The organism is Mesorhizobium sp. WSM3224 (genome assembly GCF_000427725.1).
Lineage (GTDB): Bacteria > Pseudomonadota > Alphaproteobacteria > Rhizobiales > Rhizobiaceae > Mesorhizobium.
On the sequence record NZ_ATYO01000008.1, the window covers coordinates 1 to 24,892 of the forward strand.

At 64.2% G+C, this 24,892-nt stretch carries 18 protein-coding genes; 8 read left to right on the top strand and 10 right to left on the bottom strand.

The annotated features are described in order from the left end of the window. Positions 1-271: 271 nt before the first annotated feature. The 5 genes from YU3_RS0115450 to YU3_RS0115470 all read right to left on the bottom strand — a co-directional run bounded on the left by YU3_RS0115450 (position 272) and on the right by YU3_RS0115470 (position 7,941). Positions 272-2,719, bottom strand: a complete 2,448-nt coding sequence (locus YU3_RS0115450; protein WP_027167107.1) for an FAD-dependent oxidoreductase — start codon at positions 2,717-2,719, stop codon at positions 272-274. Further along, complete coding sequence (locus YU3_RS0115455) at positions 2,716-3,897, bottom strand: pyridoxal phosphate-dependent aminotransferase (protein WP_027167108.1); 1,182 nt, start codon at positions 3,895-3,897, stop codon at positions 2,716-2,718. Before YU3_RS0115455 ends, YU3_RS0115450 begins: the two co-directional genes overlap by 4 nt. Further along, a complete protein-coding gene (locus YU3_RS0115460; protein ID WP_027167109.1) occupies positions 3,897-4,796 on the bottom strand; it encodes a homocysteine S-methyltransferase family protein in 900 nt (299 codons plus the stop codon). Before YU3_RS0115460 ends, YU3_RS0115455 begins: the two co-directional genes overlap by 1 nt. After that, on the bottom strand, positions 4,793-7,246 hold the full coding sequence (locus YU3_RS0115465) for an FAD-dependent oxidoreductase (protein WP_027167110.1): 2,454 nt from the start codon (positions 7,244-7,246) through the stop codon (positions 4,793-4,795). The genes YU3_RS0115460 and YU3_RS0115465 overlap by 4 nt, the downstream gene beginning before the upstream one ends. A gap of 107 nt (positions 7,247-7,353) precedes the next feature. Further along, positions 7,354-7,941, bottom strand: coding sequence for an XRE family transcriptional regulator (locus YU3_RS0115470; RefSeq protein ID WP_156913482.1), 588 nt, complete (start codon positions 7,939-7,941; stop codon positions 7,354-7,356). A gap of 236 nt (positions 7,942-8,177) precedes the next feature. Between YU3_RS0115470 and YU3_RS0115475 the strand changes: the two genes are divergently transcribed. Beyond that, on the top strand, positions 8,178-8,882 hold the full coding sequence (locus YU3_RS0115475; protein ID WP_027167112.1) for a nitroreductase: 705 nt from the start codon (positions 8,178-8,180) through the stop codon (positions 8,880-8,882). Between the two features lie 57 nt (positions 8,883-8,939). Here the strand turns inward: YU3_RS0115475 and YU3_RS0115480 are convergent, their stop codons facing one another. From YU3_RS0115480 to YU3_RS0115500, 5 genes are all read right to left on the bottom strand, one after another. Continuing rightward, positions 8,940-10,382 (bottom strand): MFS transporter, encoded by a 1,443-nt coding sequence (locus YU3_RS0115480; protein ID WP_027167113.1) that lies wholly within the window; start codon positions 10,380-10,382, stop codon positions 8,940-8,942. 134 nt (positions 10,383-10,516) lie between these two features. Next, positions 10,517-11,104 carry a sarcosine oxidase subunit gamma gene (locus YU3_RS0115485; RefSeq protein WP_027167114.1) on the bottom strand — a complete coding sequence of 196 codons (588 nt, stop codon included), beginning with the start codon at positions 11,102-11,104 and terminating at the stop codon, positions 10,517-10,519. 7 nt (positions 11,105-11,111) lie between these two features. Beyond that, positions 11,112-14,105 carry a sarcosine oxidase subunit alpha gene (locus YU3_RS0115490; protein ID WP_027167115.1) on the bottom strand — a complete coding sequence of 998 codons (2,994 nt, stop codon included), beginning with the start codon at positions 14,103-14,105 and terminating at the stop codon, positions 11,112-11,114. Further along, positions 14,102-14,380 carry a sarcosine oxidase subunit delta gene (locus tag YU3_RS0115495; protein WP_027167116.1) on the bottom strand — a complete coding sequence of 93 codons (279 nt, stop codon included), beginning with the start codon at positions 14,378-14,380 and terminating at the stop codon, positions 14,102-14,104. The genes YU3_RS0115490 and YU3_RS0115495 overlap by 4 nt, the downstream gene beginning before the upstream one ends. Positions 14,381-14,394: 14 nt before the next feature. Further along, positions 14,395-15,654 (bottom strand): sarcosine oxidase subunit beta, encoded by a 1,260-nt coding sequence (locus YU3_RS0115500; protein ID WP_027167117.1) that lies wholly within the window; start codon positions 15,652-15,654, stop codon positions 14,395-14,397. A gap of 192 nt (positions 15,655-15,846) precedes the next feature. On the opposite strand from YU3_RS0115500, the gene YU3_RS0115505 reads away from it, so the two are divergent. The 7 genes from YU3_RS0115505 (at position 15,847) to YU3_RS0115535 (ending at position 24,886) form a co-directional block, all read left to right on the top strand. Continuing rightward, positions 15,847-18,336, top strand: a complete 2,490-nt coding sequence (locus tag YU3_RS0115505) for a mechanosensitive ion channel family protein (protein ID WP_027167118.1) — start codon at positions 15,847-15,849, stop codon at positions 18,334-18,336. 181 nt (positions 18,337-18,517) lie between these two features. After that, on the top strand, positions 18,518-18,781 hold the full coding sequence (locus tag YU3_RS0115510) for a hypothetical protein (protein WP_027167119.1): 264 nt from the start codon (positions 18,518-18,520) through the stop codon (positions 18,779-18,781). A gap of 258 nt (positions 18,782-19,039) precedes the next feature. After that, positions 19,040-20,473, top strand: a complete 1,434-nt coding sequence (locus YU3_RS0115515; RefSeq protein WP_027167120.1) for a UbiA family prenyltransferase — start codon at positions 19,040-19,042, stop codon at positions 20,471-20,473. Then, complete coding sequence (locus YU3_RS0115520; RefSeq protein ID WP_027167121.1) at positions 20,473-21,825, top strand: FAD-binding oxidoreductase; 1,353 nt, start codon at positions 20,473-20,475, stop codon at positions 21,823-21,825. Before YU3_RS0115515 ends, YU3_RS0115520 begins: the two co-directional genes overlap by 1 nt. A gap of 122 nt (positions 21,826-21,947) precedes the next feature. Next, positions 21,948-22,382 carry an EamA family transporter gene (locus YU3_RS0115525; RefSeq protein ID WP_027167122.1) on the top strand — a complete coding sequence of 145 codons (435 nt, stop codon included), beginning with the start codon at positions 21,948-21,950 and terminating at the stop codon, positions 22,380-22,382. Further along, the gene (locus tag YU3_RS0115530) at positions 22,379-23,386 is read left to right on the top strand and encodes an NAD(P)-dependent oxidoreductase (RefSeq protein WP_027167123.1); all 1,008 of its coding nucleotides are present in this window, start codon (positions 22,379-22,381) and stop codon (positions 23,384-23,386) included. The genes YU3_RS0115525 and YU3_RS0115530 overlap by 4 nt, the downstream gene beginning before the upstream one ends. 24 nt (positions 23,387-23,410) lie before the next feature. Further along, the gene (locus YU3_RS0115535) at positions 23,411-24,886 is read left to right on the top strand and encodes an aspartate aminotransferase family protein (RefSeq protein WP_027167124.1); all 1,476 of its coding nucleotides are present in this window, start codon (positions 23,411-23,413) and stop codon (positions 24,884-24,886) included. Positions 24,887-24,892: the final 6 nt, after the last annotated feature.

Sequence of the window (24,892 nt, forward strand, 5' to 3'; positions counted from 1 at the left end):
TCCAGAGCGCGCCGTCAGTCCCGCCAAGGCAGGTCCCGGGCCAGGAGACGCAAAGCTACATCCCGCCACGTCCAGTGTGGCGCCGTGCTCAATCAGCGCAAGACCAAGCCGCTGCGCGGCGGCTGGACAGCCGGCCTTGCGCCGATCTGCGCGCGACGCTTTCGAGCGCCCTATGGTCGGGACGAACAGCTGCCCCACGATCAAACCAACAGCTAGCAGATCAACCTCTTGACCCAATGGCCCTCATGTGAGGGGAGAAGGGGAAACCGCACTACATCTTAACCCGTTCCGCCTTCGGATCGTACATCGGCTTCAGCGAGGCTTCCGCCGCAAAACGCTCGCCGGCGATCTCCACCTCGTAGGATGAAGCCAGCATATCCGCCTCGCTCTCGCCCTTGCAGGGCACATAGCCGAGGCCGATCGCGCCACCGAGATGGTGGCCGTAATTGCCTGATGTGACCGGACCGACAATCCTGCCGTCGCGCAGGATCGCTTCGTTGTGGAAGAGCAGCTGCTGTGGGTCCTTCAGGCGGAACTGCACCAGGCGGCGGCTCAAGCCCGCTTCCTTTTTTCTCAGCACCGCCTCGCGGCCGATGAAGTCGGCTTTGCTCGTCTTCACCGCAAAGCCAAGGCCCGCTTCCAGCACATTGTCCTCATCGGTGATGTCGTGGCCGAAATGACGGAAAGCCTTTTCGATGCGGCAGGAATCCAGTGTGTGCAAGCCACAGAGTTTCAATCCGACATTCGCGCCGGCATCGGTGATCGCCTCGAAGACATGGGCGGCCTGCTCGGTCGAGACATAGAGCTCCCAGCCAAGCTCGCCGACATAGGTGACGCGGTGGGCGCGGGCGAGGCCCATGCCGATCTCGATCTCCTGGAACGTACCGAACGGGTTGGCTTCGTTGGAGAAGTCGTTCGGGCTGATCTTCTGTATGAGCTTGCGCGAGTCAGGCCCCATCAGGCAGATGACCGCTTCGGCCGCCGTCACGTCGGTGATGACGACGAACTCGTCCGCGACATGGCGCCTTAGCCAGGCAAGGTCGCGCTGCAAGGTGGCACCGGGCACGACGAGGAAATAGGCCGTCTCCGAAAGCCGGGTCACGGTGAGATCGCTCTCGATACCGCCTTTTGCGTTGAGCATCTGCGTGTAGACGATCCTGCCCGGCGCGACGTCCATGTCGTTCGCGCAGAGCCGTTGCAGGAAGGCACAGGCATCGCGGCCTTCGACGCGGATCTTGCCGAAGGAGGTCATGTCGAACAGGCCAACGCCGTTGCGCACGGCGAGATGTTCTTCGCGCTGGTTGTCGAACCAATTCTGCCGCTTCCAGGAATAGCGGTATTCGCGCTCCTGGCCTTCGCGGGCAAACCAGTTGGCGCGCTCCCAGCCGGCGACCTCGCCGAAGACTGCGCCTCGCGCCTTCAGGTGCTCGTGCAAGGGCGAGCGGCGCACACCGCGCGAGGTCGCCATCTGGCGGTAAGGGAAATGGTCGGCATAGAGCAGGCCGAGCGTTTCGGACACGCGCTCCTTGAGGTAGCGGCGGTTCTTCTGGAAGGGCTGGGCACGGCGGATATCGACCTCCCAGAGGTCGAAGGGCGCCTCGCCGTCGTTGATCCACTGCGCCAGCGCCATGCCGGCGCCGCCGGAGGAGACGATGCCGATCGAATTGTAGCCGGTCGCCATCCAGTAGCCGGAAAGCTCCGGCGCCTCGCCGAGATAATAGCGGTCGTCCGGCGTGAAACTCTCAGGGCCGTTGAAGAAGGTATGGATGCCTGCGGTGCCCAGCATCGGCATGCGGTTGACGCCCATTTCGAGGATCGGCTCGAAATGGTCCATGTCCTCGGGCAGTTGGTCGAAGCAGAAATCCTCGCGGATGCCGTCCATGCCCCAGGGTTTCGCCACCGGCTCGAAGGCACCGAGCATCATCTTGCCCGCGTCCTCCTTGTAGTAAGCGCACTCGTCCGGAACGCGCAGCACCGGCAAGCGAGAGAGGCCGGGGATCGGTTCGGTGACGAGATAGAAATGCTCGCAGGCATGCAGGGGGATGGTCACGCCGTTCTGTCGCCCAAGCTCGCGCGCCCACATGCCGGCGCAGTTGACGACGATATCGGTCTCGATGGTGCCCTGATCCTCGCCCTGCGCCCAGGAGACACCGGAGACGCGGCCGTTCTTCGTGTCGACCTTGGTGACCTTGACGTTCTCGATGATTGTCGCACCGCGCTGCCGCGCGCCCTTGGCCAGCGCCATGGCGATGTTGGCCGGGTCGCACTGGCCGTCGAGCGGCAGATGCACCGCGCCGACCACGTCGGATACATTGAGATGCGGGTACATGTCCTTGACTTCGCTCGGCGAAATCTCGCGCACGTCGACATCGAAGGCGCGGGCCAAGGAGGCCTGCCGATAGATCTCGTGCTTGCGCTCCTCGGTCAGCGCCACGGTGATCGAGCCGACCTGGCGCATGCCGGTGCCGACATCGGTCTCGGCTTCGAGCTTGACGTAGAGGTCCGCGGAATATTTCGCCAGTCGCGTCATGTTCTGCGAGCCGCGCAACTGGCCGATCAGACCCGCCGCGTGCCAGGTCGTGCCGCAGGTGAGCTGCTTGCGCTCGAGAAGAACGATGTCGGTCCAGCCGAGCTTGGCCAGGTGATAGGCGACCGAGCAGCCGGAGACGCCGCCGCCGATGATCACCGCGCGGGCCTTGGTCGGGATGGTCTTGGTCATGCGGCCTCGCGGCGATAGTTCGAAGCGAAGCGGCGCACGCGAAGTGCCGCTTCCTTGAGGATAGGCTCGGACTGGCAGAGGCTGATGCGGATGTGGCCGGCGGCGGCCTCGCCGAAGCTCGAGCCGGGCATGACGCCGACCTTTTCCTTGTCGAGCAGCGCCCAGGCGAATTTCTCGTCGTCGGGCTCGATGGCGGAGATATCGAGCATGATGTACATGCCGCCCTCGGAGCCGCGCACGGTCACCTCATTGGCGCCGCGTATGGCATCGAGGAAGACGGTGCGGCGGCCAGCATAGCGTTCGGCGATGTCCTTCACGCCGTAGTGGTTCTCCAGGGCTTCGGCGCAGGCGATCGAGATGAAGGCGGGCAGCCCGTAGGTCGTCACCAGGTTGAGATCGGTCATCAGCGCGATCATCGCTTTCGGGCCGGTCAGCCAGCCCATGCGCCAGCCGGTCATGCCATGGCTCTTCGACATCGAATTGATGACCAGCGTGCGCTCGGCCATGCCGGGCAGCGAACGCGGCGAGATGTGCTCGCCGCCGCCGAGCGTCCAATAGACCTCGTCCGACAGCAGCCAGAGATCGCGCTCCTTGCAGATTTCGGCCAGTTGCTCGAGCCGTTCGCGCGAATAGACGGCGCCCGTCGGGTTGTTCGGCGTGTTGATCAGGATGGCGCGGGTGTTGGGCTTGAGCGCGGCGCGGATCATGTCGGCGCGTGGCTGAAAACCGTCCTCGGCCGGCGTCTCGACTACGGTGAAACTGGTGCCTGCGGCGCTGAATGTGTTGGGGTAAGTGGCGTAGTAGGGCGCGACGACGATGGCGTGATCGCCCGGGTCGAGCACGCCTTGCACGGCGGCAAAGAGCGCAGCCTGGCCGCCCGACGTGGCGATGACCTCGTCGGGTTCAGTCGGGACGCCGGTGCAGGCGGTCGCGGCGGCGGCCATCGCCTTGCGCAGGCGCGGCAGGCCGGGCAGCGGCGTATAGTGGTGGTTGCTGCCGCGTACCGCGTTGACGCAGGCTTCGATCGTTTGCGACGGCGTGTCGAAGTCGTGGTCGCCGACCGAGAGCACGATGATGTCGTCGCCGGCCTGCTTGCGGGTCCAGGCGGCGAAGTGAACTTCCCAGCCATCCTTGCCCGAAGGCACGATACCGGTAATGCGCTTTGATGGTTTCGGCATCAGGAGACTCCTGTAATCTGGTGGCCGGCCCGCGTGAGCTTGTCGCGCAGGGCGGCGATATGGGCGGGGCCGACCTCGCAACAGCCGCCGACAATGCCGGCGCCGACATCGACCCAGCCGGCGGCCTGGTCCGCATAGGCTTGCGGATCGAGATCATGGCGGGCGTGCAGCACATCCACCGTCCCGCCATGCTTCAATGCCTCCACCGAAGTGAAGCCATTGGCATAGGCACCCACCGGTCCGCCCAGGGCGACGAGTTCGGGCAAGGCGGCGGCGATGGCTTCGGGCCGGCAGCAGTTGAGCAGCCGAGCCGCGACCGGCAGGTCGCCGAGGGCGTTGGCCGCGGCAGCAATGGTTTCGCCGCCGCGCAGGCGCGGCGCGCCATGATCGGCGAGTGTCCAGGACACCCATACGGGCTTGCCGCTTTCCGAAGCCGCGGTGACCGCCGCGCGCGCCTCCTCGGCGGAAGCCATCGTTTCGCAGAGGAACAGATCGACGCCGTCGGTCTGCTCGGCGACGATGCGGCGATAGATATCGAGCGTGTCCTCGAAGGAGATGGTCAGCGCGGGCGCGTAGCTGCCGAATAGAGGCGACAGGCAACCGGCGATGGCAGCGTCGCCCGCCTCGTCGCGAGCCTGGCGCGCCAGTTCGATGCCGCGCTTCTGCAAGGGCTTGAACAGATCTTCTGCGCCCTCGCGCGCCAGGCGCTCCGGCGTTGCCGAATAGGTGTTGATGGTGATGACACGCGCGCCGGCACGGATGAATTCCGCATGCAGGTCGCGCACCAGTTCCGGCTCATCGATCAGCACCCTGGCCGACCACAACGGCGTCGGCTCGGACCTGCTGCGACGGACCAGTTCCTGGCCCATGCCGCCGTCAGTGAGGATGACGGAGGTCATGCTCGCAACCTCTCATTCTTCGGATCCCATAGCGGCTCGTCGTTCTGAACGACGGCTTTGAAACGATCGCCAAAAATCTCGACCTCGACGGCGATTCCGGGTTCAGCGAGATCGGTGCGCAGCATGCCGAGCGCGATCGACTTGCCGACGCGGTGGCCCCAGCCGCCCGACGTCGTCTCGCCGACGATCCCGCCGTCATGCCAGAGCGTCGACATGTAGGGCGCATCGCAGTCGCCGGGGTTCTCGATGACCAGCGTAACGAAGCGCTTCGTCACGCCCTGCTGCTTTTCGTTGAGCAAAGCCGCCTTGCCGCGGAAGTCGGGCTTGTCCCATTTGACGAAGCGCTCCAACCCGCCCTGCAGGATCGAATAATCGGTCGACAGGTCGCCCTTCCAGGTCCGGTAGCCTTTTTCGAGCCTGAGCGAATCCAGCGCATACATGCCGAAGGGCCTCAGGCCGTGCTTCTGGCCGGCGGCCCAGACTGAGTCGAAGACCGTCGCGGTGTCGGAGACTTTTGTGTGGATTTCCCAACCGAGCTCGCCGGCGAAGGAGACGCGCACCAGCTTTGCCCAGCGTCCGGCGATCGTGGTCTCCTGATGCGTCAGCCAGGGCAGCGTCAGGTCAGCGTCGCAGACCCCGGCCAGGATTTTTCGCGACTTCGGGCCGGCGAGGATCTGGGTCGAGTACTCCTCCGTCCGGTCGGTGAGCGTGAAGGCCGCGTCGGCGGGCATGCGCGATTTCAGCCATTCGAAATCGTGCCACTGCGCCACCGCCGCGGTGATCAGCGTCATCTGCTCCTCGCCATGGCGCACGATCGACATTTCAGTGACGATGCGGCCCTTGTCGTCGGCGAAATAGACGAGGCCGATGCGGCCGGGCTTGGGTACCAGACCGGTGACCTGCGGCGACAGCCAGTCGGCCGCGCCCGGACCTTCGAGATTGAAGCGCGAGAAGCCGGGCAGGTCGAGGATGCCGGCCGCGTCGCGCACGGCCAGGCATTCCTCGCGCACGCGCTTCTGCCACGGTCCGTCGCGGCGGAAGGTCAGCGTCGCTTGCTCGGACGTATCGTCGCCCGGCCCGGCATACCAGGTGGCGCGCTCCCAGCCATTATAGGCGTCGAACTGGCCGCCTAGCGCCGTGATGCGATCATGCAGCGGCGAAAGCTTGCGGTTGCGCCCCTCCGGCCAGGCATGACGCGGGAACTGGATGGCATATTCATTGCCATAGATTTCCATGCCCTTGGCGACGCAATAGTCGGGTGCCGAGGCAAAGGATGTAAAGCGGCGCGGATCGCAGGACCACATGTCCCATTCGGTCTGGCCTTCGGTCACCCATTCGGCCAACACCTTGCCGGCGCCGCCGCCTTGGGCGATTCCGAAGGTGAAGACGCAGGCCTCGAAGGCGTTCGGCACGCCCGGCATCGGCCCGATCAGCGGGTTGCCGTCCGGCGCGTAAGGGATCGGTCCGTTGATCACCTTGGACAGGCCGGCGGTGCCCAGGATCGGCACGCGGGCGACAGCGTCGGCGAGGTAGTGCTCGAGACGGTCGAGATCGTCGGGGAACAGCTGGAAGGAGAAATCCTCCGGCATCGGATCGTTGTGGGTCGCCCAATGCGCGCGGCAATTGCGCTCATAGGGGCCGAGATTCATGCCACTCTTTTCCTGGCGCAGGTAATAGGACGTGTCGACGTCGCGCAGCAGCGGCAGTTTGTGGCCCTGCTCCTTCGTCCAGGCGGCGAGCTCGGGGATTTCCTCGAACAGGATGTATTGATGGCTCATCACCATCATCGGCACTTGTCGGCCGAACATCTTGCCGACTTCGGCGGCGCGATAGCCGGCCGCGTTGACGACGATCTCGCAGCGGATCTCGCCTTGCGGCGTCGTGACTACCCATTCGCCGTTCTCGCGGCGCACCCCGGTGACCGGGCAGAAGCGGATGATCTTCGCCCCCATGTCGCGAGCGCCCTTGGCCAGCGCCTGCGTCAGCTGCGCCGGATCGATATCGCCATCGCTCGGATCGTAAAGCGCGCCCTTCAACTCATGCGTCTCGATGAAGGGATAGCAGCGCTTGATCTCGTCGAGGCCGACGATATCGATGTCCATGCCCTGATAGCGGCCCATGCCCTTGGCACGCTGGAATTCCTGCATGCGCTCCTTGGTGTGGGCAAGCCGGAGCGAGCCGGTGACATGGTAGTTCATCGGATAGTCGACGGCTTCCGCCAGGCCCCGGTAAAGCTCGGTCGAATAGCGCTGCATGTTCATCAGCGACCACGACGAGGAGAAGGTCGGCACGTTGCCGGCGGCATGCCAGGTCGAGCCGGAGGTCAGCTCATTCTTTTCCAGAAGCACGCAGTCGGTCCAGCCCGCCTTGCAAAGGTGGTAGAGCGAGGAGCAGCCGACGACACCGCCTCCGATGATCACCACGCGCGCCGTGGTCGGCAAACCGGCCATGTTTTTCCTCCCGAACTTCAAAGCGCGTCAGGATGCACTTTGATTCTTTGTTTCATGCATGCCGTCGTCCCAAAACCGCTGCACACTTTTGGGCGGCATGCACTGGCTCAATATACCGGCGGCGAAACCACCCAGATGACGACCGCCGGCTCGACGCCAGGATTGCGCCAGCGGAACGGCTTGCCTTCGAAGCGGAACGAGTCGCCTTCGCCGAGACGATGCCAGACGCCGCCGATCTCGATCTCGAAAGTGCCCGACGCGACATAGCCCGCTTCTTCCGTCGGACGGCGCGCTTCGGGTTTCAGTTCCGCGCCCGGCGCGAAGACCGAGCGCAGCATCTCGAAGCTACCGCCGAGATCGGGTGACAGAAGCTCTTCCACCAGACCGGATTCACTTGTGCCAAGCGAACGGCGGCTGCCGGCGCGCACGACCACGCCGCGCTCCTCTTCGACAGGCACATCATGGCTGAAGAACAGGCTGATCGGAACATCGAAGAGGCTGGCGAATGCCCTGAGGTCACCGAGCGAGGGGATAGAAAGACCGCGCTCGACCTGGCTGACCCAACCGACCGAACGGCCCAACTTGAGCGCAATTTCTGCGAGCGTGAGGCCGCGCGCCTTGCGGAGCGCACGGATGTCGCCGGCCAGCAGCCGGTCGCCATTGTCCTGCTCCGATTTGGTCGCGGTCGGGGTCAAAGGGTTGCTCGTGAAAAAATCTGGTTAAATTTCATGAGACGGTAAAATCATGAAAAAATCAAGAGGATTTTCATAGGCCACAAGATTTGCTTGCGCGTTTTCGGCGGTTGATGCAAAGGCTCGCGCACGAGCGGCGAGTGGGGCGCCCGGTCGGGGACCAGTTTAGCTTAGAGTCTGCGGATGGTCGTCAGGAAAACCGTGTTTGCGGTTTCCGGCCATGCGCAAAGGGACGGCCCATGCTTGAGAAGAACATCCGGATCGCATCGGAAGCGGCGATCGTCGACGAGGCGATCACGTCGCGCCGGTCGGTGCGCGCCTTCCTGCCCGATATGGTCGACGAGGATACGATCCGCGCCATACTGGCGGTCGCCGCGAGGGCGCCGTCCGGCACCAACATGCAGCCCTGGCGTGTCTATGTGACCAAGGGCGAGGTCAAGCAGCGCATCAGCGATGCCATCCTCAACTCAGGCATTCGCGCCGAAAAGGCCGAGTGGGACGAGTACCGCTATTATCCCGACCAGTTCTTCGAACCTTACCTCACGCGCCGCCGCGCCAACGGCTTCGGTCTTTATGGCGTGCTGGGCATCGGCCGGCGCGAGGTCGACAAGATGCGCGCGCAGCACGACCGCAACTTCGTCTTCTTCGACGCGCCGGTCGGCATGATCTTCACGATCGACCGGAGGCTGAACCAGGGTTCGTGGATCGACTACGGCATGTTCCTGCAGAACATCATGGTGGCGGCGCGGGGCAGGGGGCTGCATACCTGTCCGCAGGCGGCGTTCGCGCCCTATCACCGCCAGATCAGGCCGGTGCTCGATATTCCCGACGAGGAGATCGTCGTCTGCGGCATGGCGCTCGGCTACGAGGACACGTCGAAGCCCGAAAACGAGTTCCGCACTGACCGCGCGCCGCTCGAGGACTGGGTGACGTTCGCGGAATAATGGCGATGTGAGCTCTGTCGATATTCAGGTTAGACCGGCATCACCTGAATATCGACCTCAGTCGGTGCTCATATGCGCGCCGTGGCCGCTGACATGGGCGCCGTCCCGCGGCGTCAGCCTCAGATAGGCCGACAGCGCGCAAAGCGTGATCAACCCTTCGATGACGAACAGGATGCGGTAGTCGCTGACGCTGGCCTTGCCGCCGCCGGCAAGCAGCGACAGCAGCGCGGCCGCAAGGCCGACGCTGATCGCCACCGCAAGCTGCCACAGGATGTAATAGAGTGCACTGAAGCGCGCGAGCTGCTCGGGCGCGATGTCCGAATAGGAAAGATTGCCGGTCGAAGCCCACTGAACCGAGCGGAAGACGCCGAAGGCGAAGATATAGGCAAGCACGATCCAGGCCGGCAGGCTATCGTGCATCAGGCCAAAGCCCGCGACCAGCAAAGCGACGATCGGCGTGTTGGTGACCAGCACGCGCTTGAAGCCGAAGCGGTTCAGAAGCCGCGGCATGAAGAAGCGCATCATCAACGACCCGATCGCGGCGACGAAGGTCAGCGAGCCGGCCTGCACGGCGCTCATGCCGAAGCCGAGCTGGAACATCAGCGGCAGGAGGAAGACCACCGAGCTCAGGCCGATCGTATCGAGGGCGCCGCCGGTGAGGAAGGAGATGCGGAAGGTCCGAATGCGCAGCAGATTAAGGTCGAGCAGCGGGTTGCGCGCGCGCAGGCAGTAGAAGGCGGCAACCGCCAGGATGGCGATCGCCAGGCCAAGCTCGATGCCGATGAGGCTGCTCGCGGCATCCCTGGCGGCAAGCGAGTCCATGCCGAAGACCAAGAGGCCCATGCCGCTGCCGACGAGCAGGAAGCCAGGGAAATCGAACGGTGCGCGTACCGGCTTGGTCGTCGATGGAAACAGCGAGGCGGCAAGCAGCGCGGCCGTCAGCGCGATCGGAATGTTGATGTAGAAGATCCAGCGCCACGAGACATAAGTGGTCAGCGCGCCGCCCACCAGCGGTCCGACCAGCGGTCCGGATTGGCCGGCGAGCGAGATGTACATGTTGATCTTGAGCGTGCGGTCGCGCGGGAAGCTCGACAGGACGACGACCTGGCCGAGCGTGCCCATCAGCGCGCCGCCGCAACCCTGCAGGGCGCGCGAGCCGACCAGCATCCAGATGTTTTCCGAAAGGCCGCACAATGCCGAGGCGCCGGCGAAGACGAGCAGCGCGAAGCAATAGACGTTGCGCAAGCCGAAGCGGTCGGCCAGCCAGCCGCCGAGCGGCATGGTGACGATCAGGCTCGCGACATAAACGGTGATCAGCAGGCCAAGCTGGCTTGGTGGACGATCGAGGCTCTCGCCGATGCCGGGCAGCGCCGTGACCACGACGTTCTGGTCGAGGCTGGTCATGAACACGCCGCAAGCGACGGTTGCCGGCAGCAGCATCGACGGACCGTCCGCCGGAGCAAAGCGGGTCGTGGCCGTCGCCGAAGTCTCAACAGTCATGGAAGGGTATGGTCGAACTGGTTGCCTGAGCGGACGTTTGCCGGGCAAACGCCGATGATTCCTTATCTATCATCGCTGTTGGTCCAGCGCTCAAGCAGCAGTTGCAGCCGTCCATAGTGCCAGATGCCGGCGGGCTATTGCACCTCGTAGCCGACTTCTTCGCTGGCGTGGCACAAAGCTTTCCAGAACGAGCGCGCGAAGGAGCGGAAGACGTAGATATCGAACTGATCGGCGCCGCTGCGCTGGATCTGCGCGAAGATGTCGTGATGGTTGGTCGAGCGGCCGGCGCCGAGCGGGAAGGCCGGCAAGGCGAAGTCGATGGCGAAGAATTTCGCCATCACCCATTCGGCCTTCGGGCCGGCGATGCGGATCGCGGTACGGCCATGCGAAAGATCCGTCAGCGTGCCGATGGCCGGCGTGATGGCGCCGGCAAAGGCTTGAGCCAGCCCCTCGGCTTCGTCGACCACGGTGAATTTGCCCGGCGCGAAGCCGAAGGCGGCACGGGCACCGTTGCCCACACCGCCGCCGGCGCCGTCGGGCAAGGCAAGACCGGTGACCTTGCGGACAACCTCGATCAGCCGTTTCTCTTCACCCGCCCATGCGGCAAGCTGCAGGATCGAGCCCGGCCGCGTCTCGGACAGGATGACGTCGACGCCGTGCTCGAAATTGCCATGCGAGCCCGGATGATACTCCGGCTCGAGCGGCGATTGGCGTTCGGGCAATTGGTGCTCAGCCATGCATGCGGCTCCCGTCCGGATCGTAGAAATGGTTGGAGACGATCTCGATCGGCCCAAACCGGTTGCGCAGCGGATCCGAGACGAACGCGCGGGTCCCATGCCTTGCCTTGCCGTCCTTGACCAGCGCCAGGGCGATATATTTGCTGAGCGCCGGCGAATAGCAGCAGGCGGTGATGTGGCCGATCGAATCGTGGGGATTGGCCTCGTCCAATTCCTCGACGATATGCGCGCCGCCGTTGAACGGCCGGTTGTCGAGCGAGATGAGCCCGACCAGTTGCAGCCGGTCCGGTGAGATCAGGCCTTCCCGGTCCATCATGGCCGAGCCGATGAAGGGCTTCTTCTTCGACAGCATCCAGTCGAGATGGAGGTCGCGCGCTGTGGTGCGGCCGTCGATCTCGGCGCCGGTGACATGGCCCTTCTCGATGCGCATCGTGCCCAGGGCCTCGAGGCCGTAGGTGACCAGGCCGAAAGGCTTGCCGGCCTCGATCAAGGCTTCCCAGACGCGGGTGCCGTAGCCGGCGCCGGAATAAACCTCGAAAGCCATCTCGCCGGAGAAGGACAGCCGGCAGATCATCACCGGGACGCCGGCGATCCGGCCATGGACAATGCCCATGAAGGGCAGGGTGGCGTTGTCGACGGCGGTGCCGGTGACGCAGGAAAAAAGGATTGCTCGCGCCTTCGGTCCGCCGATCGCCGCGCCCGCCCATTCGTCGGTGACGGAGGTTACCGTTACTTTCAGCTCCGGCCAGATGACGTCGAGGAAATATTCCAGATTCTGCATCACCTTGCCGGCATTGGCGGTGGTGGTTGTCATCAGGAAGTCCTGTTCGCCGAGCCGCCAGGTGGTGCCGTCGTCGAAGGCAAGCCCATCCTCGCGCAGCATCAGGCCGTAACGGGCCTTGCCGACGGCCAGAGTCGAAAACATGTTGGTGTAGACGCGATCGAGGAACTCGGCCGCGTCCGGTCCCTGCACCGCGATCTTGCCCAGCGTCGAGACGTCGACGATGCCGGCGCTTTCGCGTGTCGCCCTGGCTTCGCGGACATAGGCCTGCTCGACCGTCTCGCCGGCAAGGCCGTAGATCATCGGGCGGTACCAGAGGCCGGCCGAATACATGGTCGCGCCATTGGCGATGTGCCAATCATGCATCGGCGTCAGCCGTTCCGGCTTGAGGTCGCCGAAGCGTTCGGCGGCGAGCGAGCCGATCGATACCGCCGTGTAAGGCGGGCGGAAACGTGTCGTGCCGACTTCGGGGATCGGCTTGCCGAGCGCCTCGGCCATGATGGCGAGACCTGGTACATTGGAGTTCTTGCCCTGGTCGGTCGCCATGCCGAGCGTGGTGTAGCGCTTCAGATGCTCGACCGAGACGAAGCCCTCGCGATGCGCCAGCCGCACGTCCTCGGCGGTCACATCGTGCTGGAAGTCGACAAAACTCTTGCCCTTGGCCTTGATCTCGAAGACCGGCGCCGGATCGGGATCGCCCGGGGTTGCTTCGACGATAGGCAGCGGAGCCGAGGATGCACTTCCGCCGGCTGCCTGAAGACCGGCGGCGCGGCCCTCGGCGATTGCTTCCGCGGTCGAAAAGCTGCCGGTGAACGCGCCGGCGCCAATCCAGCGCTGCGTCGGCCGCGGCGGCAGGAAGGCCTGCCGGGCCGGGTCCCATTCAGCCCTTGCGCCGGCCTGGCTGGCGAGATGGATGGTCGGCGACCAGCCGCCCGACATCAAAAGGCTGTCGGCATGGATGCTGCGATCGTCGCCGCTCAGCGCACCGTTCGTAGCATCGAAGCGCTGCACCTTGAGGCCGGTGAGCGCCCTGCCGCCCTCGGTCGCAACCACGGCATGGCCGGCAAGCAGCTCGGCTTCCGCTTCGCTCGCCAGCCTGCGCATCTCGTTCGAGACGTCGCCACGGACGTCGACGATGGCAACGACCGCGGCGCCGGCCTTCTTCAAGGCGACGGCCGAGCGGTAGGCGCTGTCATTGTTGGTGAAGAGCGCGATGCGCTGTCCCGGCAGCACGCCATATTCAACTGCGTAGCGCTCGGCCGCATGCGCCAGCATGACGCCGGGCCGGTCGTTGCCGGGGAATATCAGCGGCCGCTCGAAGGAGCCGGTGGCGAGTACCACCGTTCCGGCGCGGATCGCCCAGTAGCGCTGACGCGGTTCACCCTTGGCGGGCGTTTCCTTGTGGTCGGTCACCCGTTCCAGCGCGGCAAGCGTGTTGCCATCGTAATAGCCCCACACCGTCGTGCGCGGCAAAAGGCGGACATTGTCGTTGCCTTCGAGCTGGCCAACCGTGCGTTGAGCCCAGTCGGCGGCAGGCACGCCGTCGATGGTTTCGCCCGACCAGTGGGCGGAGCCGCCGAAGTGGGCTTCGAGATCGGCAAGGATCACGCGGGCGCCCTGGTCGGCGGCGGCCTTTGCCGCCATCAGGCCGGCCGGACCGGAGCCGACGACCAGCACGTCGCAAAAAGCGTTCATGCGCTCATAGCGGGCCGGGTCGGGCGCGGTGCCCGCTTTGCCGAGACCGGCGGCGCGGCGGATGAAATGCTCGCAGAACATCCAGAAGCGCGTGCCCTTCAGCGGGCCGATCACCGGGCCCATGAAGGTCTTGTAGTAGAAGCCGGCCGACAGGACCTTGCCGCCGAGCTGGTTGAGGGCGCCGATGTCCCAGGCGAGCGAAGGCGCGCGGTTCTGGCTGACCGCTACCAGCCCGTCATAGATCTCGACCATGGTGGCCGCGATGTTCGGTTCGCGCACTTCGCCGCGCAGCACCGTGACCAGTGCGTTCGGTTCCTCGACGCCAGCGGCGAGCAGGCCGCGCGGGCGATGGTATTTGAACGAGCGGCCGAACAGCGTGACGCCGTTGGCGAGCAGCGCCGAGGCCAGCGTGTCGCCGGCATGGCCGGTGTAGGGCGCGCCGTCGAAGGTGAAGCGGATGGTGCGCAGCCGGTCGATCCGGCCGCCGGTTTCGGTACGGCGGGGGCTCAAGACCGGCTCTCCGTCTTGTGTCCGCCGCGAGCGAAGGCAGTGCTCAGGACTTCATGCGTAAGCGTGTTGCGCACGACCCGCAGATGCGCGCGGCAACCGCCGGAATGCTGCCAGATCTCATTGTGGTCGCCGGCCGGGTTCAGCCGGTCGTAGACATAGGCGTTCCAGGCGTCGAGATTTTGCGAGGCTGGCTGCGGCCGCTCGCGGTTGCCGTCGCCCTGGTAGGTGAATTCGATGACGTCGCGCGGGCCGCAATAGGGACAGGTGATCAGCATTTTCAATCCAAACCCTAATGCAATCTGGGCGTCGCGCCCTGGCCTTTGTCGTCGATGACGAGGCCTCGATAGAAACGGTCGAGCGTGAAGGGCGCGTTGAACTCGTGCGGCTCGTCCTTGGCAATGGTGTGCGCAAAGCACCAGCCCGAGGCGGGCGTTGCCTTGAAGCCGCCGTAGCACCAGCCGCAATTGAGATACATGCCCGGCAGCGGCCCGGTGGTGATGATCGGCGAGCCGTCCATCGTCATGTCGCAAACTCCGCCCCAGGAGCGCAGCATGCGCACCCGTGCCAGGCCAGGGAACAGCGCGACCATCTCGCTCATCACCTCGTCGACGATCGGCAGGCTGCCGCGCTGGGCGTAGCTGTTGTAGCCGTCGAGGTCGCCGCCATAGACGAGGCCGCCCTTGTCGGACTGCGAAATGTAGAAATGGCCCATGCCGAAGGTCAGGATCGTGTCGATGATCGGCTTCAGCGATTCCGAGACGAAGGCCTGCAGCACGTGGCTTTCGATCGGCATATGCGAAATGCCGGCAAGCTGCATGACGCGACCGGTGCTGCCGGCTACGGCAAGCGCGACCTTCTTGGCGCGGATTTCGCCGCGTGTCGTCGATACCCCCGTGATGCGCCCGCCGTCGCGCAGGAAGCCGGTGACCTCGCAATTCTCGACGATGTCGACGCCGCGGCGGTCGGCGCCGCGCGCATAGCCCCAGGCGACGGCATCGTGACGGGCGCTGCCGGCGCGCCGCTGCATCAGCCCGCCAAGAACCGGGAAGCGCGCCGATCCCGACACGTCCAGCGCCGGCACGAGCCGCTTGATCTGATCGACGCTCATCAGGTCGGCATCGACGCCGAGATGGCGCATGGCGTTGCCGCGCCGTGCATAATCGTCAAGCTGGGCGGGCGTGTGCGCGAGGTTCAGGCAGCCGCGCTGCGAGAACATGACGTTGTAGTTGAGGTCGTGTGAAAGGTTCTCCCACAGCTTCATCGAATGTTCGTAGAAGCGGGTATTCTGCGGCAAGAGATAGTTGGAGCGCACCGCTGTGGTGTTGCGGCCGACATTGCCTGAGCCGAGCCAGCCTTTTTCCAGCACCGCGACATTGGTGATGCCGTGCTCCTTGGCAAGATAATAGGCGGTCGAAAGGCCGTGGCCGCCGCCGCCGATGACGATCACGTCATAGGAAGCCTTTGGGTCCGGCTTGCGCCAGGCGGGCTTCCAATCCTTGTTGCCGGTCAGCGCGTTCTTGAGCAGCGAAAAGGCTGAATATTCCGCCATTCTTCCTGTCGTCCTTATGATGCGAGGCGGCAGACTATAGAGCAGGCTGGAGGCGCAAAGCCAAGATTGCGCCATCGCTTTTCGACAGGCCGACGCCGCGACACGACCGGGACGGCTTGCCGCCCGATAGGGCGGTCTTTATCAAGGGCGGGAATTTCGGGGATTTTTCGACCGCGAGTCGCCAATAACGTCATGCTCCTCCGACTGCTACGCCTGGTTCTGGTCGTCATCGTTGCTGTCTTCGGGCAGCCGGCGCTCGACGCGTCGGCGCAGGCGATCGGCCACGGTTCGTCGCAGCTCATCGCCGACCAGACAAAGGTCATCCGGGACCTGACGGCCAGGACCGACGGCCTGGAGAAGAAACTGAGCGACCCTGACCAGGACGATGCGGGGCTCGTCGACATCCGGCTGCAGCTCGAGGATATTTCGCGGGCGGCGCTGAACGGCGCGCTGGCGTTCCGTTCACGCCTCAACGACATCAACAACCGCATCGAGGTGCTCGGCGCGCCGCCGGGACAGGGCCAGCCTCCCGAGCCGGTGATCGTCAGCAACGAGCGGAGCGCGCTCGCCTCGGAGAAGGCTGAGATCAACGCGGTCGTCGCCAGCGCGCAGAACCTGTCGATCCGCGTCAACGGACTGGTCGACGAGATCGCCGTCAAGCGCAGCGAACTTTTCCGCAGCGTCATCACCAAACACTATGATCTGACCGACGCGCTGAGTCCGCAGGCCCTTTCCGACGCGCATGACCAGATCACCGGTCTCTACAAGGCGGTGTCGTCCTGGCTGAGCTTCGCCGTCAAGTTCAAGTTCCAGGCAATCCTTGCCGCGACGCTTATGGCGCTGGCGCTGGCGGCCGTGCTGTTGATCGGCGGCAGGCGCCTGTTCGGCCGCATATTCGAGGCCGATCCGACCGTAGAGGATCCATCCTATCTCAGCCGCCTGTCGGTGGCCTTCTGGTCGACGCTGCTGCCGACTTTGGCGCTCGGCGTCTTTTTTGCCTCGGCCGTGTTCTTCTTCAATTACTACAATGTGCTGCGGGGCGATATCGGCACGTTCCTCAACGCCTTGCTGACCGTGATCGGCATGGTGTTCTGCGTCAACCGGCTGACCAATGCGGCGCTCGAACCGCGCCTGCCCAACTGGCGCCTGATCCCGGTCGCAACCGGTCCGGCGCGCTGGCTCGTCGGGCTGACGACCGCCATGGCGATCGTGCTCGGCTTCAATTACTTCCTGTCGGTCGTCAACGAGAAGATGGGTTCGCCGCTTTCGCTGACGATTGCCAGGAGCTTTGTCGCCACCATCATCATCGGCGTCATCCTCATCCTGATGAGCTTGCTGCGGCCGTTCAGGGCAACCGACGGCGCATGGCGTCCCTGGCCGGCCTGGCTTCGCTTCATTGCCATCGGGCTCGGCCTGTTCACCATCGCCGCGACACTGCTCGGCTATATCGGCCTGGCGCTTTTCGTCTCGTTCCAGGTGGTGGTGACCGGCACGGTCCTCGTGACTGCCTATATCGGCTTCCTGTCGGCACGCGCGATCGGGGAGGAAGGCGGCTTCGCCGATACGTCCGTAGGGCGGTGGCTCTCGACAAATTCCAGCTACGAGGACACAGCCCTCGATCAGCTCGGCCTTGTGGTCAGCATCGCCATCAACGTGATGATCGTGCTGGTGTTCCTGCCGCTCATCCTCTTGATGTGGGGCTTCCAGCCGGGCGATATCGAGGCCTGGGCCTATAAGCTGGCGACCGGCGTGACGATCGGTTCGGTGACCATCTCTTTCCTCGGCATTCTCAGCGGCATCGTCGTCTTCGCCATCGGCTATTTTCTGACGCGCTGGTTCCAGGGCTGGCTGGACGGCTCGGTGATGGCGCGCGGCAAGGTCGATGCGGGCGTGCGCAACTCGATCCGCCTGGGCGTCGGCTATGCCGGCGTGGCGGTTGCGGGCCTTGTCGGTATCTCGGCGGCCGGCATCGATCTTTCCAACCTGGCGCTGGTCGCCGGCGCGCTTTCACTGGGTATCGGCTTCGGCCTGCAGAATGTAGTCTCAAACTTCGTTTCGGGGCTCATCCTGCTTGCCGAGCGGCCGTTCAAGGTCGGCGACTGGATCGTCGCCGGCGACGTCAGCGGCACGGTGCGGAAGATCAGCGTGCGCGCCACCGAGATCGAGACCTTCCAGCGGCAGTCGGTGATCCTGCCCAACTCGAACCTCATCAACAATGCGGTGGGCAACTGGACACATCGCAACAAGCTCGGGCGCGTCGATATCAAAATCGGCGTCGCCTATGGCAGCGACGTCAAGCGCGTCCACGCCGTATTGACGGACATTGCGCGCGCCCACCCGATGGTGCTGAAGAATCCCGAGCCGTTTGTTCTCTTCGCCAATTTCGGGCCTGCCGCGCTCGAATTCGAAATCCGCGTGTTCGTGGCCGACATCATGAATGGCAGCGTCGTGCAGAACGATATCCGCTTCGCCATCTTCGATATCTTCGAGCAGGAGCACATCGAGATCCCTTCGACGCCGCGCGCCGTGGTCGAGACCAAGAAGCACGAAGCCTGGCCGATCGATGACGACAAGATCGAGGCCGAGTTCGCCGAGCGCCAGAAGCTTGAGGCGGAAGCCGCTGCCGAGCGGGAGCGGCTGGCCAAGATGAAGCGCAAGGGCCGCAAGCCCGACCCGGGTTAAGGCGCATCGATATTCGGGTGAGGCCGGTCTGCAAAAGGCGGTTTCCGGCGCCGAAACCGATTGTGGCATGAATGCGGCATTCAGTTGCGGTTCAGGTAACATCTCATATAAGCTTCGATGCAAAGGGCGAGAATGCCTTGCAAATTTGAACAGAGGCGGTGTTTGAAACACCGGAATTGCAATGTGGAAGTCTGTCGTTGCCGCCATCGCTTTGCTGGCCCTGGGCGGTTCGGCTTTCGCCGCCAGCGCGATCAACAGGGACGCTCAGACGCGGACCCTGGTCGTGACCGAAGGCGGAGCCAAGAGCGAACTGACGCTTGCCGCCGGTGAGACGGTGGAATTCTGCTCGAACGGCTGCTTCGTCACCCTGCCCAATGGTGACCTCGAAGCCCTGACCGGCTCGGAAACGGTCGAGATTTCGGGCGGCGCGGCCCGAATCAAGTAACCGCCGCCAAGGATTGGCGCGCAAGATTGGCAAAGGCCGGACCGTTGTCCGGCCTTTTATCGTTTCCGGTAGCCGGCGCTTAACGATGACGCCGAAAAACCGGTATGACTACGCGTTGCAACCGGGCGTTTTAACGTTCGCTGCGTCATCCCCGGCTATATCCGACCCGAGGACGCCGGCACACGGCGTGGGTTGAATTACGCGCGGTCCTTTCCGAGATCGGAGTTTCGGGATCTTGCGCTCGATCGGGGCAGGACAATGGACGCGAGGTCGGACAGGAACGCAATTCCGCTTGCGGTCGATCTCGACGGCACGCTGATTGCAACGGACCTTCTGTGGGAAGGCCTGTTCATCCTGCTCAAGAAAAATCCGCTCTATCTCTTTCTCCTGCCGCTCTGGCTGACCGGCGGGCCGGCCCGTGTGAAGCAGGAAATCGCCGGACGCGCCGACATAGATCCGGCCTCGCTGCCCTACCGGCAGGACTTGCTCGAGCGCTTGCGCACCGAGCATCGGGAGGGCCGCAAGATCGTGATGGCGACGGGAACGCCGCGCAAATTCGCGGAAGCGATCGCGGCGTATCTCGGCATTTTCGATCACGTGCTGGCGACCGACGGCCCGCACAACATGACTTCCGGCAGGAAGCGCGCGGCGCTGGTCGCCGCCTATGGCGATGCAGGCTTCGACTATGCCGGCAACAGCCGCCACGACCTCAAGGTTTTCGACGCCGCACGCAACGCGCTCGTGGTGGCGCCCGATCGCAGCGCCCGGGGCTGGCAGGCAGCGCACGGCGCCGAGGCCATGCCGGCGCCGAAGCCGACGCTGAGGACCTACGTCAAGATGCTGCGTATGCATCAGTGGCTGAAGAACTCGTTGATCACCATCCCGATGGTGCTGTCGCACGAATATTTCAACGCGAACATGATCTGGCAGTGCCTGCTGGCGTTCGTTTCGTTCAGCGCCGTGGCGTCCGCCATCTACATCCTCAACGATTTCTTCGATCTCGCGCTCGACCGCAAGCATCCGACAAAGCGCAACCGGCCTTTCGCCAGCGGCGCATTGTCCATTCCGTTCGGGCTGGGCGCGATTGTCGCGCTGCTCGCGATCGGCGTCGCCACCGGCCTGTTCCTTCCGATCGAATTCCTTGGCGTGCTTGCCGGCTATTTGGTGGTCACCACTGCCTATTCGCTGTCTTTCAAGCGCATGCTGCTCGTCGATGTGCTGACGCTTGCGGGTCTCTACACGATCCGCGTGCTGGCGGGTGCAGCCGCCACCGGCGTCGACGTCTCCTTCTGGCTGCTCGCCTTCTCGATCTTCTTCTTCCTGTCGCTGGCGCTGGTGAAGCGCTTCGTCGAGTTGCGCACCACGGCCATTCCACCGGGCGAGCGCATCGCCGGACGCGGCTATCGCACCGAGGACCAGGAAATCGTCGCCCAGGCCGGCATGGCGTCGGCTTTCTCCTCGGCTCTGGTCCTGGCGCTCTATATGGACAGCCCCGCCGTGCGCGAGCTCTATCCGCATCCATGGCTGATATGGCCGCTGGCGCCGATCGTGCTTTACCTGACGATGCGCGTCTGGATTCTCGCCCGGCGCGACGAGATGCATGACGATCCGGTCGTCTTCATCATCCGCGACTGGCGCAGCCAGATCGTCGTCGCCATCGGCGCGGTCTTCCTCGTCGCCGGAGGCTGGTGATGGGTATCGAGCGCTTCGGCAGCTTCGGACTGGCGACGCGGCCGGCGCGCAAGGCGATTCCGGCGGATGAGGCGATCGCGCTTTTGAACAGCCGCGCGGCCGGGCCGGGCTCGCTGATAGGCTATGGCAATGGCCGCTCCTACGGCGACAGTTGCCAGAACGATGCCGGCATGGTGGTCGACATGCGGCCGCTCGACCGCATCCGATCCTTCAACGTCGAGACCGGCGTGCTCGAAGCGGATGCCGGCGCGCTGCTTTGCGACATCATCGCTTATGCCGCACCCTGCGGCTTCTTTCCGGCCGCCGTCCCAGGCACGCAGTTCGTGACGCTCGGCGGCGCGATCGCCAACGACGTCCACGGCAAGAACCATCATCGGCGCGGCACCTTCGGCTGCCACGTCGAGGCCTTCACGCTGCTCAGGTCCGACGGCCGGACCTATCGCTGCTCGGCGACCAACAATGTCCGGCTGTTCAGGGCAACGATCGGCGGCATGGGGCTGACCGGGCTGATCCTTTCGGCATCGATCAAGCTGATGCGCGTGCCGTCGCTCGACATCATGGAGAGGACCACGCGGTTTCGCGACCTCGGCGAATTCTTCGATCTTGCCGAGGCCGCCGACCAGGCCAACGAATATGCCGTCGCCTGGATCGATCAGCTTGCCGACGGCCACGGGCGCGGGCGTGGCCTCTTGTTCACCGGCAATCATGCCGAGCACGGCTCGCACGCCGCCACCCGCGCCGGCAGCCGGCTTGCCGTGCCGGTGCAGCCGCCCTTCAATGTCCTCAACCGGCCTTTCCTCACTGTCTTCAACGCGGCCTACCGCTGGAAAAAGGGCAACTCTCCGGCCCCGCGCCAGGCGGGCTATCAGAGCTTCTTCTTTCCGCTCGACGGCGTCCGCGACTGGAACCGGCTCTACGGGCCGCGTGGACTTTTCCAGCACCAGAGCGTGGTGCCGGAGGCAAATGCGCGCTGCGTCGTGCCGACGCTGCTCGAGACCGCGCGGCGAGCGGGGCAGGGATCGTTCCTGACGGTGCTCAAGCGCTTCGGCGATGTCCGCTCGCCGGCGCTGCTGTCGTTCCCGCGGCCGGGCTACACGCTGACGCTGGATTTCCCCAACCAGGGCGAAAGGACGCTCAGCCTGCTCGCCGAGCTTGACCGCATCACGATCGAGGCGGGCGGGGCGGTCAACCCTTACAAGGACGCCCGGATGGGTCCTGAGGTTTTCGCCGCGTCGTTCCCGCAATGGCAGCGGCTGGAGGCGCTTCGCGACCCGGCTTTCATGTCGAGCTTCTGGATGCGAACGGCCAAAAGACTGGATGCGAGAAGAGGAGTCGCGGAAGCCGCAGAATAGGTAAGGTTTGAATAAATCATGGTAAATGAAGCGTTAAACCGTGATTTACTCAAAACACTCTTGTGACTTCACGAAATTTTTGCAGGTTTGTAATAGGACCGCTCAAGGGCGGGGTGGCAACAATGAAATACATAATCTTCATTCTCTTCACAGTCATGACCAATGCGGCAGCGCAACTGATGCTGAAGCAAGGCATGATGTCGATCGGGCCGATCTCCTTCGAAGGCGTCAATCCGCTCGTCAGGCTCTTGCAGATCGTGTTCAGCCCCTGGGTGTTCCTGGGCCTGTGCACCTTCGTCATCTCGATGGCGTCGCATCTTTATGTGCTGTCCAAGGTCGAGCTCAGCTTCGCCTATCCCTTCCTCAGCCTCGCCTATGTCGCCGTGGCGATCTTTGCCTATTTCGTCTTCCGCGAGGATCTCAACGGCTGGCGGATCGCCGGCATCGCCTGCATCTGCGTCGGCACGGTGCTGATTGCGCAAAGTGGGCGCGGGCACGAGGAGCAGACGGCATCCATCACTCCCGACAAGATCGGCACAAGCGAGATCGTTCGATGAGACATGTGATTTTTGGAGGCGACGGTTTCGTCGGCCGTCACCTTGCGCCCAAGCTCGTTGCGGACGGCGAGCAAGTCGTCGTCGCCGACATCGTCAAGAGCGACCTGCCGCATTACCGGTCGGTGCGCTTCATCACATGCGACGTCACCGATCCGGCCTCAGTGGCTACGGTCGGGCTCAAGGCCGACGACATGGTCTACAACCTCTCGGCCAAGATGCTGTCGCCGATCCAGGTACGCGCCAAGCGGCACGATTTCTTCTTCCCGGTGAATTTCCACGGCACCGAGAACATCATTCAGGCAATGGACAAGGCAGGGGCCTCGAAGCTCGTCCACTACACGACCGACATGATCTACGGCCACACGGTGGTGTTGCCGATGACCGAGGATCATCCGGTATCGCCGCTCGGCGAGTACGGCCTGTCGAAGCTCAAGACCGAGGAGCTCGCCGCCGAATGGCGCAAGCGCGGCATGTCGATCTCGCTGTTTCGGCCGCGCCTGATCATCGGGCCTGGACGCCTCGGCATCCTGGAAAAACTGTTCAAGCTGATCGACTGGAATTTTCCGGTGCCGATGATCGGCTCGGGCAAGAACCCCTATCAGTTCATCTCGGTGTTCGATTGCGCGGAAGCCGCCCGCGCCGCCTGGAAGGCCGGCGTGCCGAACGAGGCCTATAATCTCGGCTCGCTCAATCCGCCGCCGGTGCGCAGGTTGCTGGGCGACCTCATCCGCCATGCCGGTTCGAAGTCGATCCTGCTGCCGACGCCCGGCTGGGCGGTCAAGCGCACGCTCGACCTGCTCGACCTGATGAACATGCCGATCATGGATCCGGAACAGTATCTGATCGCCGACGAGGAATGCGTGCTCGACGTGTCCAAGGCCGAGCGCCAGCTCGGCTGGGTGCCGCAATATCGCGACGAGGACATGCTGATCGCCGCCTACAGCGAGTACCGCGCCAAGAAGGACGGCCACGCCGTCGCCACCAAACACGTGCCTGCCGAATAAGGCGGTGAAGGGGAGATTTTTCAGATGACCGTCATGGCCAAGCCTGAACACACGGGCGCGCGCACGCTGGTCGATGCGCCGACGCTTTCACCCACGGCAATAGCCAAGCCCGACCTGATCAGCGTCGAGCAGGCCAAGGCGATGGACGTGGCCCGGATCACCGACCTGTTCAAGGCGCATCTCAACCCTGGACAGCTGCATTTCATGAAGCTGCTCGGCTTCCACAAGGTCAAGATCGAACGCGCCGAGGGCATGTTCTACATCGACCAGAACGGCCGTAAGATCCTCGACTTCTTCGGCGGTTTCGGTTCGCTGGCCTTCGGCCACAACCATCCGCGCATCCTTGAAGCTCGCCGCAAGTTTCAGGAGGAAAAGCGCCAGGAGATAGCCATCGCCTTCATGTCGCAATATGCGGCCGCACTTGCCCACAACATCGCCAAATGCTCGCCCGGCGAGCTCGACATGGTGTTCCTGGGCTCGTCCGGTTCGGAGGCCATGGAAGCGGCGGTGAAGCTTGCCGAGCGCGCCGCCGGTCCAAAGCGGCCGAAGGTCGTCTATGCCGAGAATTCCTTCCACGGCAAAACCAAGGGCGTGCTGGCGATCACCGACGGCCAGCTCTACCGCGCCGAGTTCAAGGTGGCCGACAATGTCGTGCGCGTGCCGTTCGCCGACATCGATGCCGTCGAGCGCCTGTTCCGCAACGATCCCGAGATCGGCGTCATCGTGCTCGAAACCATCCAGGGCGGCGGCGGCATCATCCAGGCGCCGGCGGAATACTGGCAGAAGCTGCGCGCGCTTTGCGATCGGCATGGCGTGCTGTGGGTGGCCGACGAAGTGCAGTGCGGCTATGGCCGCTCCGGCCGCTTCTATGCCTTCGAGCATTACGGTGTGGTGCCGGACGTGACGGCGCTGGCGAAATCGCTCGGCGCTGGCAAGGCGGCGGTCGGCGCGATGATCGCCAAGCGCAATGTCTATATGAAGGCCTATGGCACGCCGAAGACGGCGATGATCCACGCCATGGCGACCTTCGGCGGCATGGGCGAGGCCTGCGTCACCGCGATCGAGGGCATCAACGTGCTCTATGACGACGGGCTGATCGACAACGCCGCCTCGACCGGCGAGTACCTGCTGCAGCGGCTGCGGGCGATCAAGGAAAAATATCCGAAGATCATCAAGGACGTGCGCGGCAAGGGTTTTATGATCGGGCTCGAGTTCCACGATTTCTCGCAGACCCTGCCGATGGTGATGCGTCCGGTTGTCAGCATCCTCGACGACAAGCTGAAGGGCTCGCTGTCGGGCTTCGTCGGCTCGCTGCTGCTGCGCGACTACGACGTGCTAGTCGCCTTCACCGAATACAACCGCAACGTCATCCGGCTCGAGCCGCCGCTGATCTGCCAGCCCGAGCATGTCGACCGCTTCGTCGATGCCTTCGACAGCCTGCTGTCGCGCGGCATCGTGGCGATCGTGAAGGATTTCGTGAAAAGCCAGGTCGGTAAATAGAGGCTG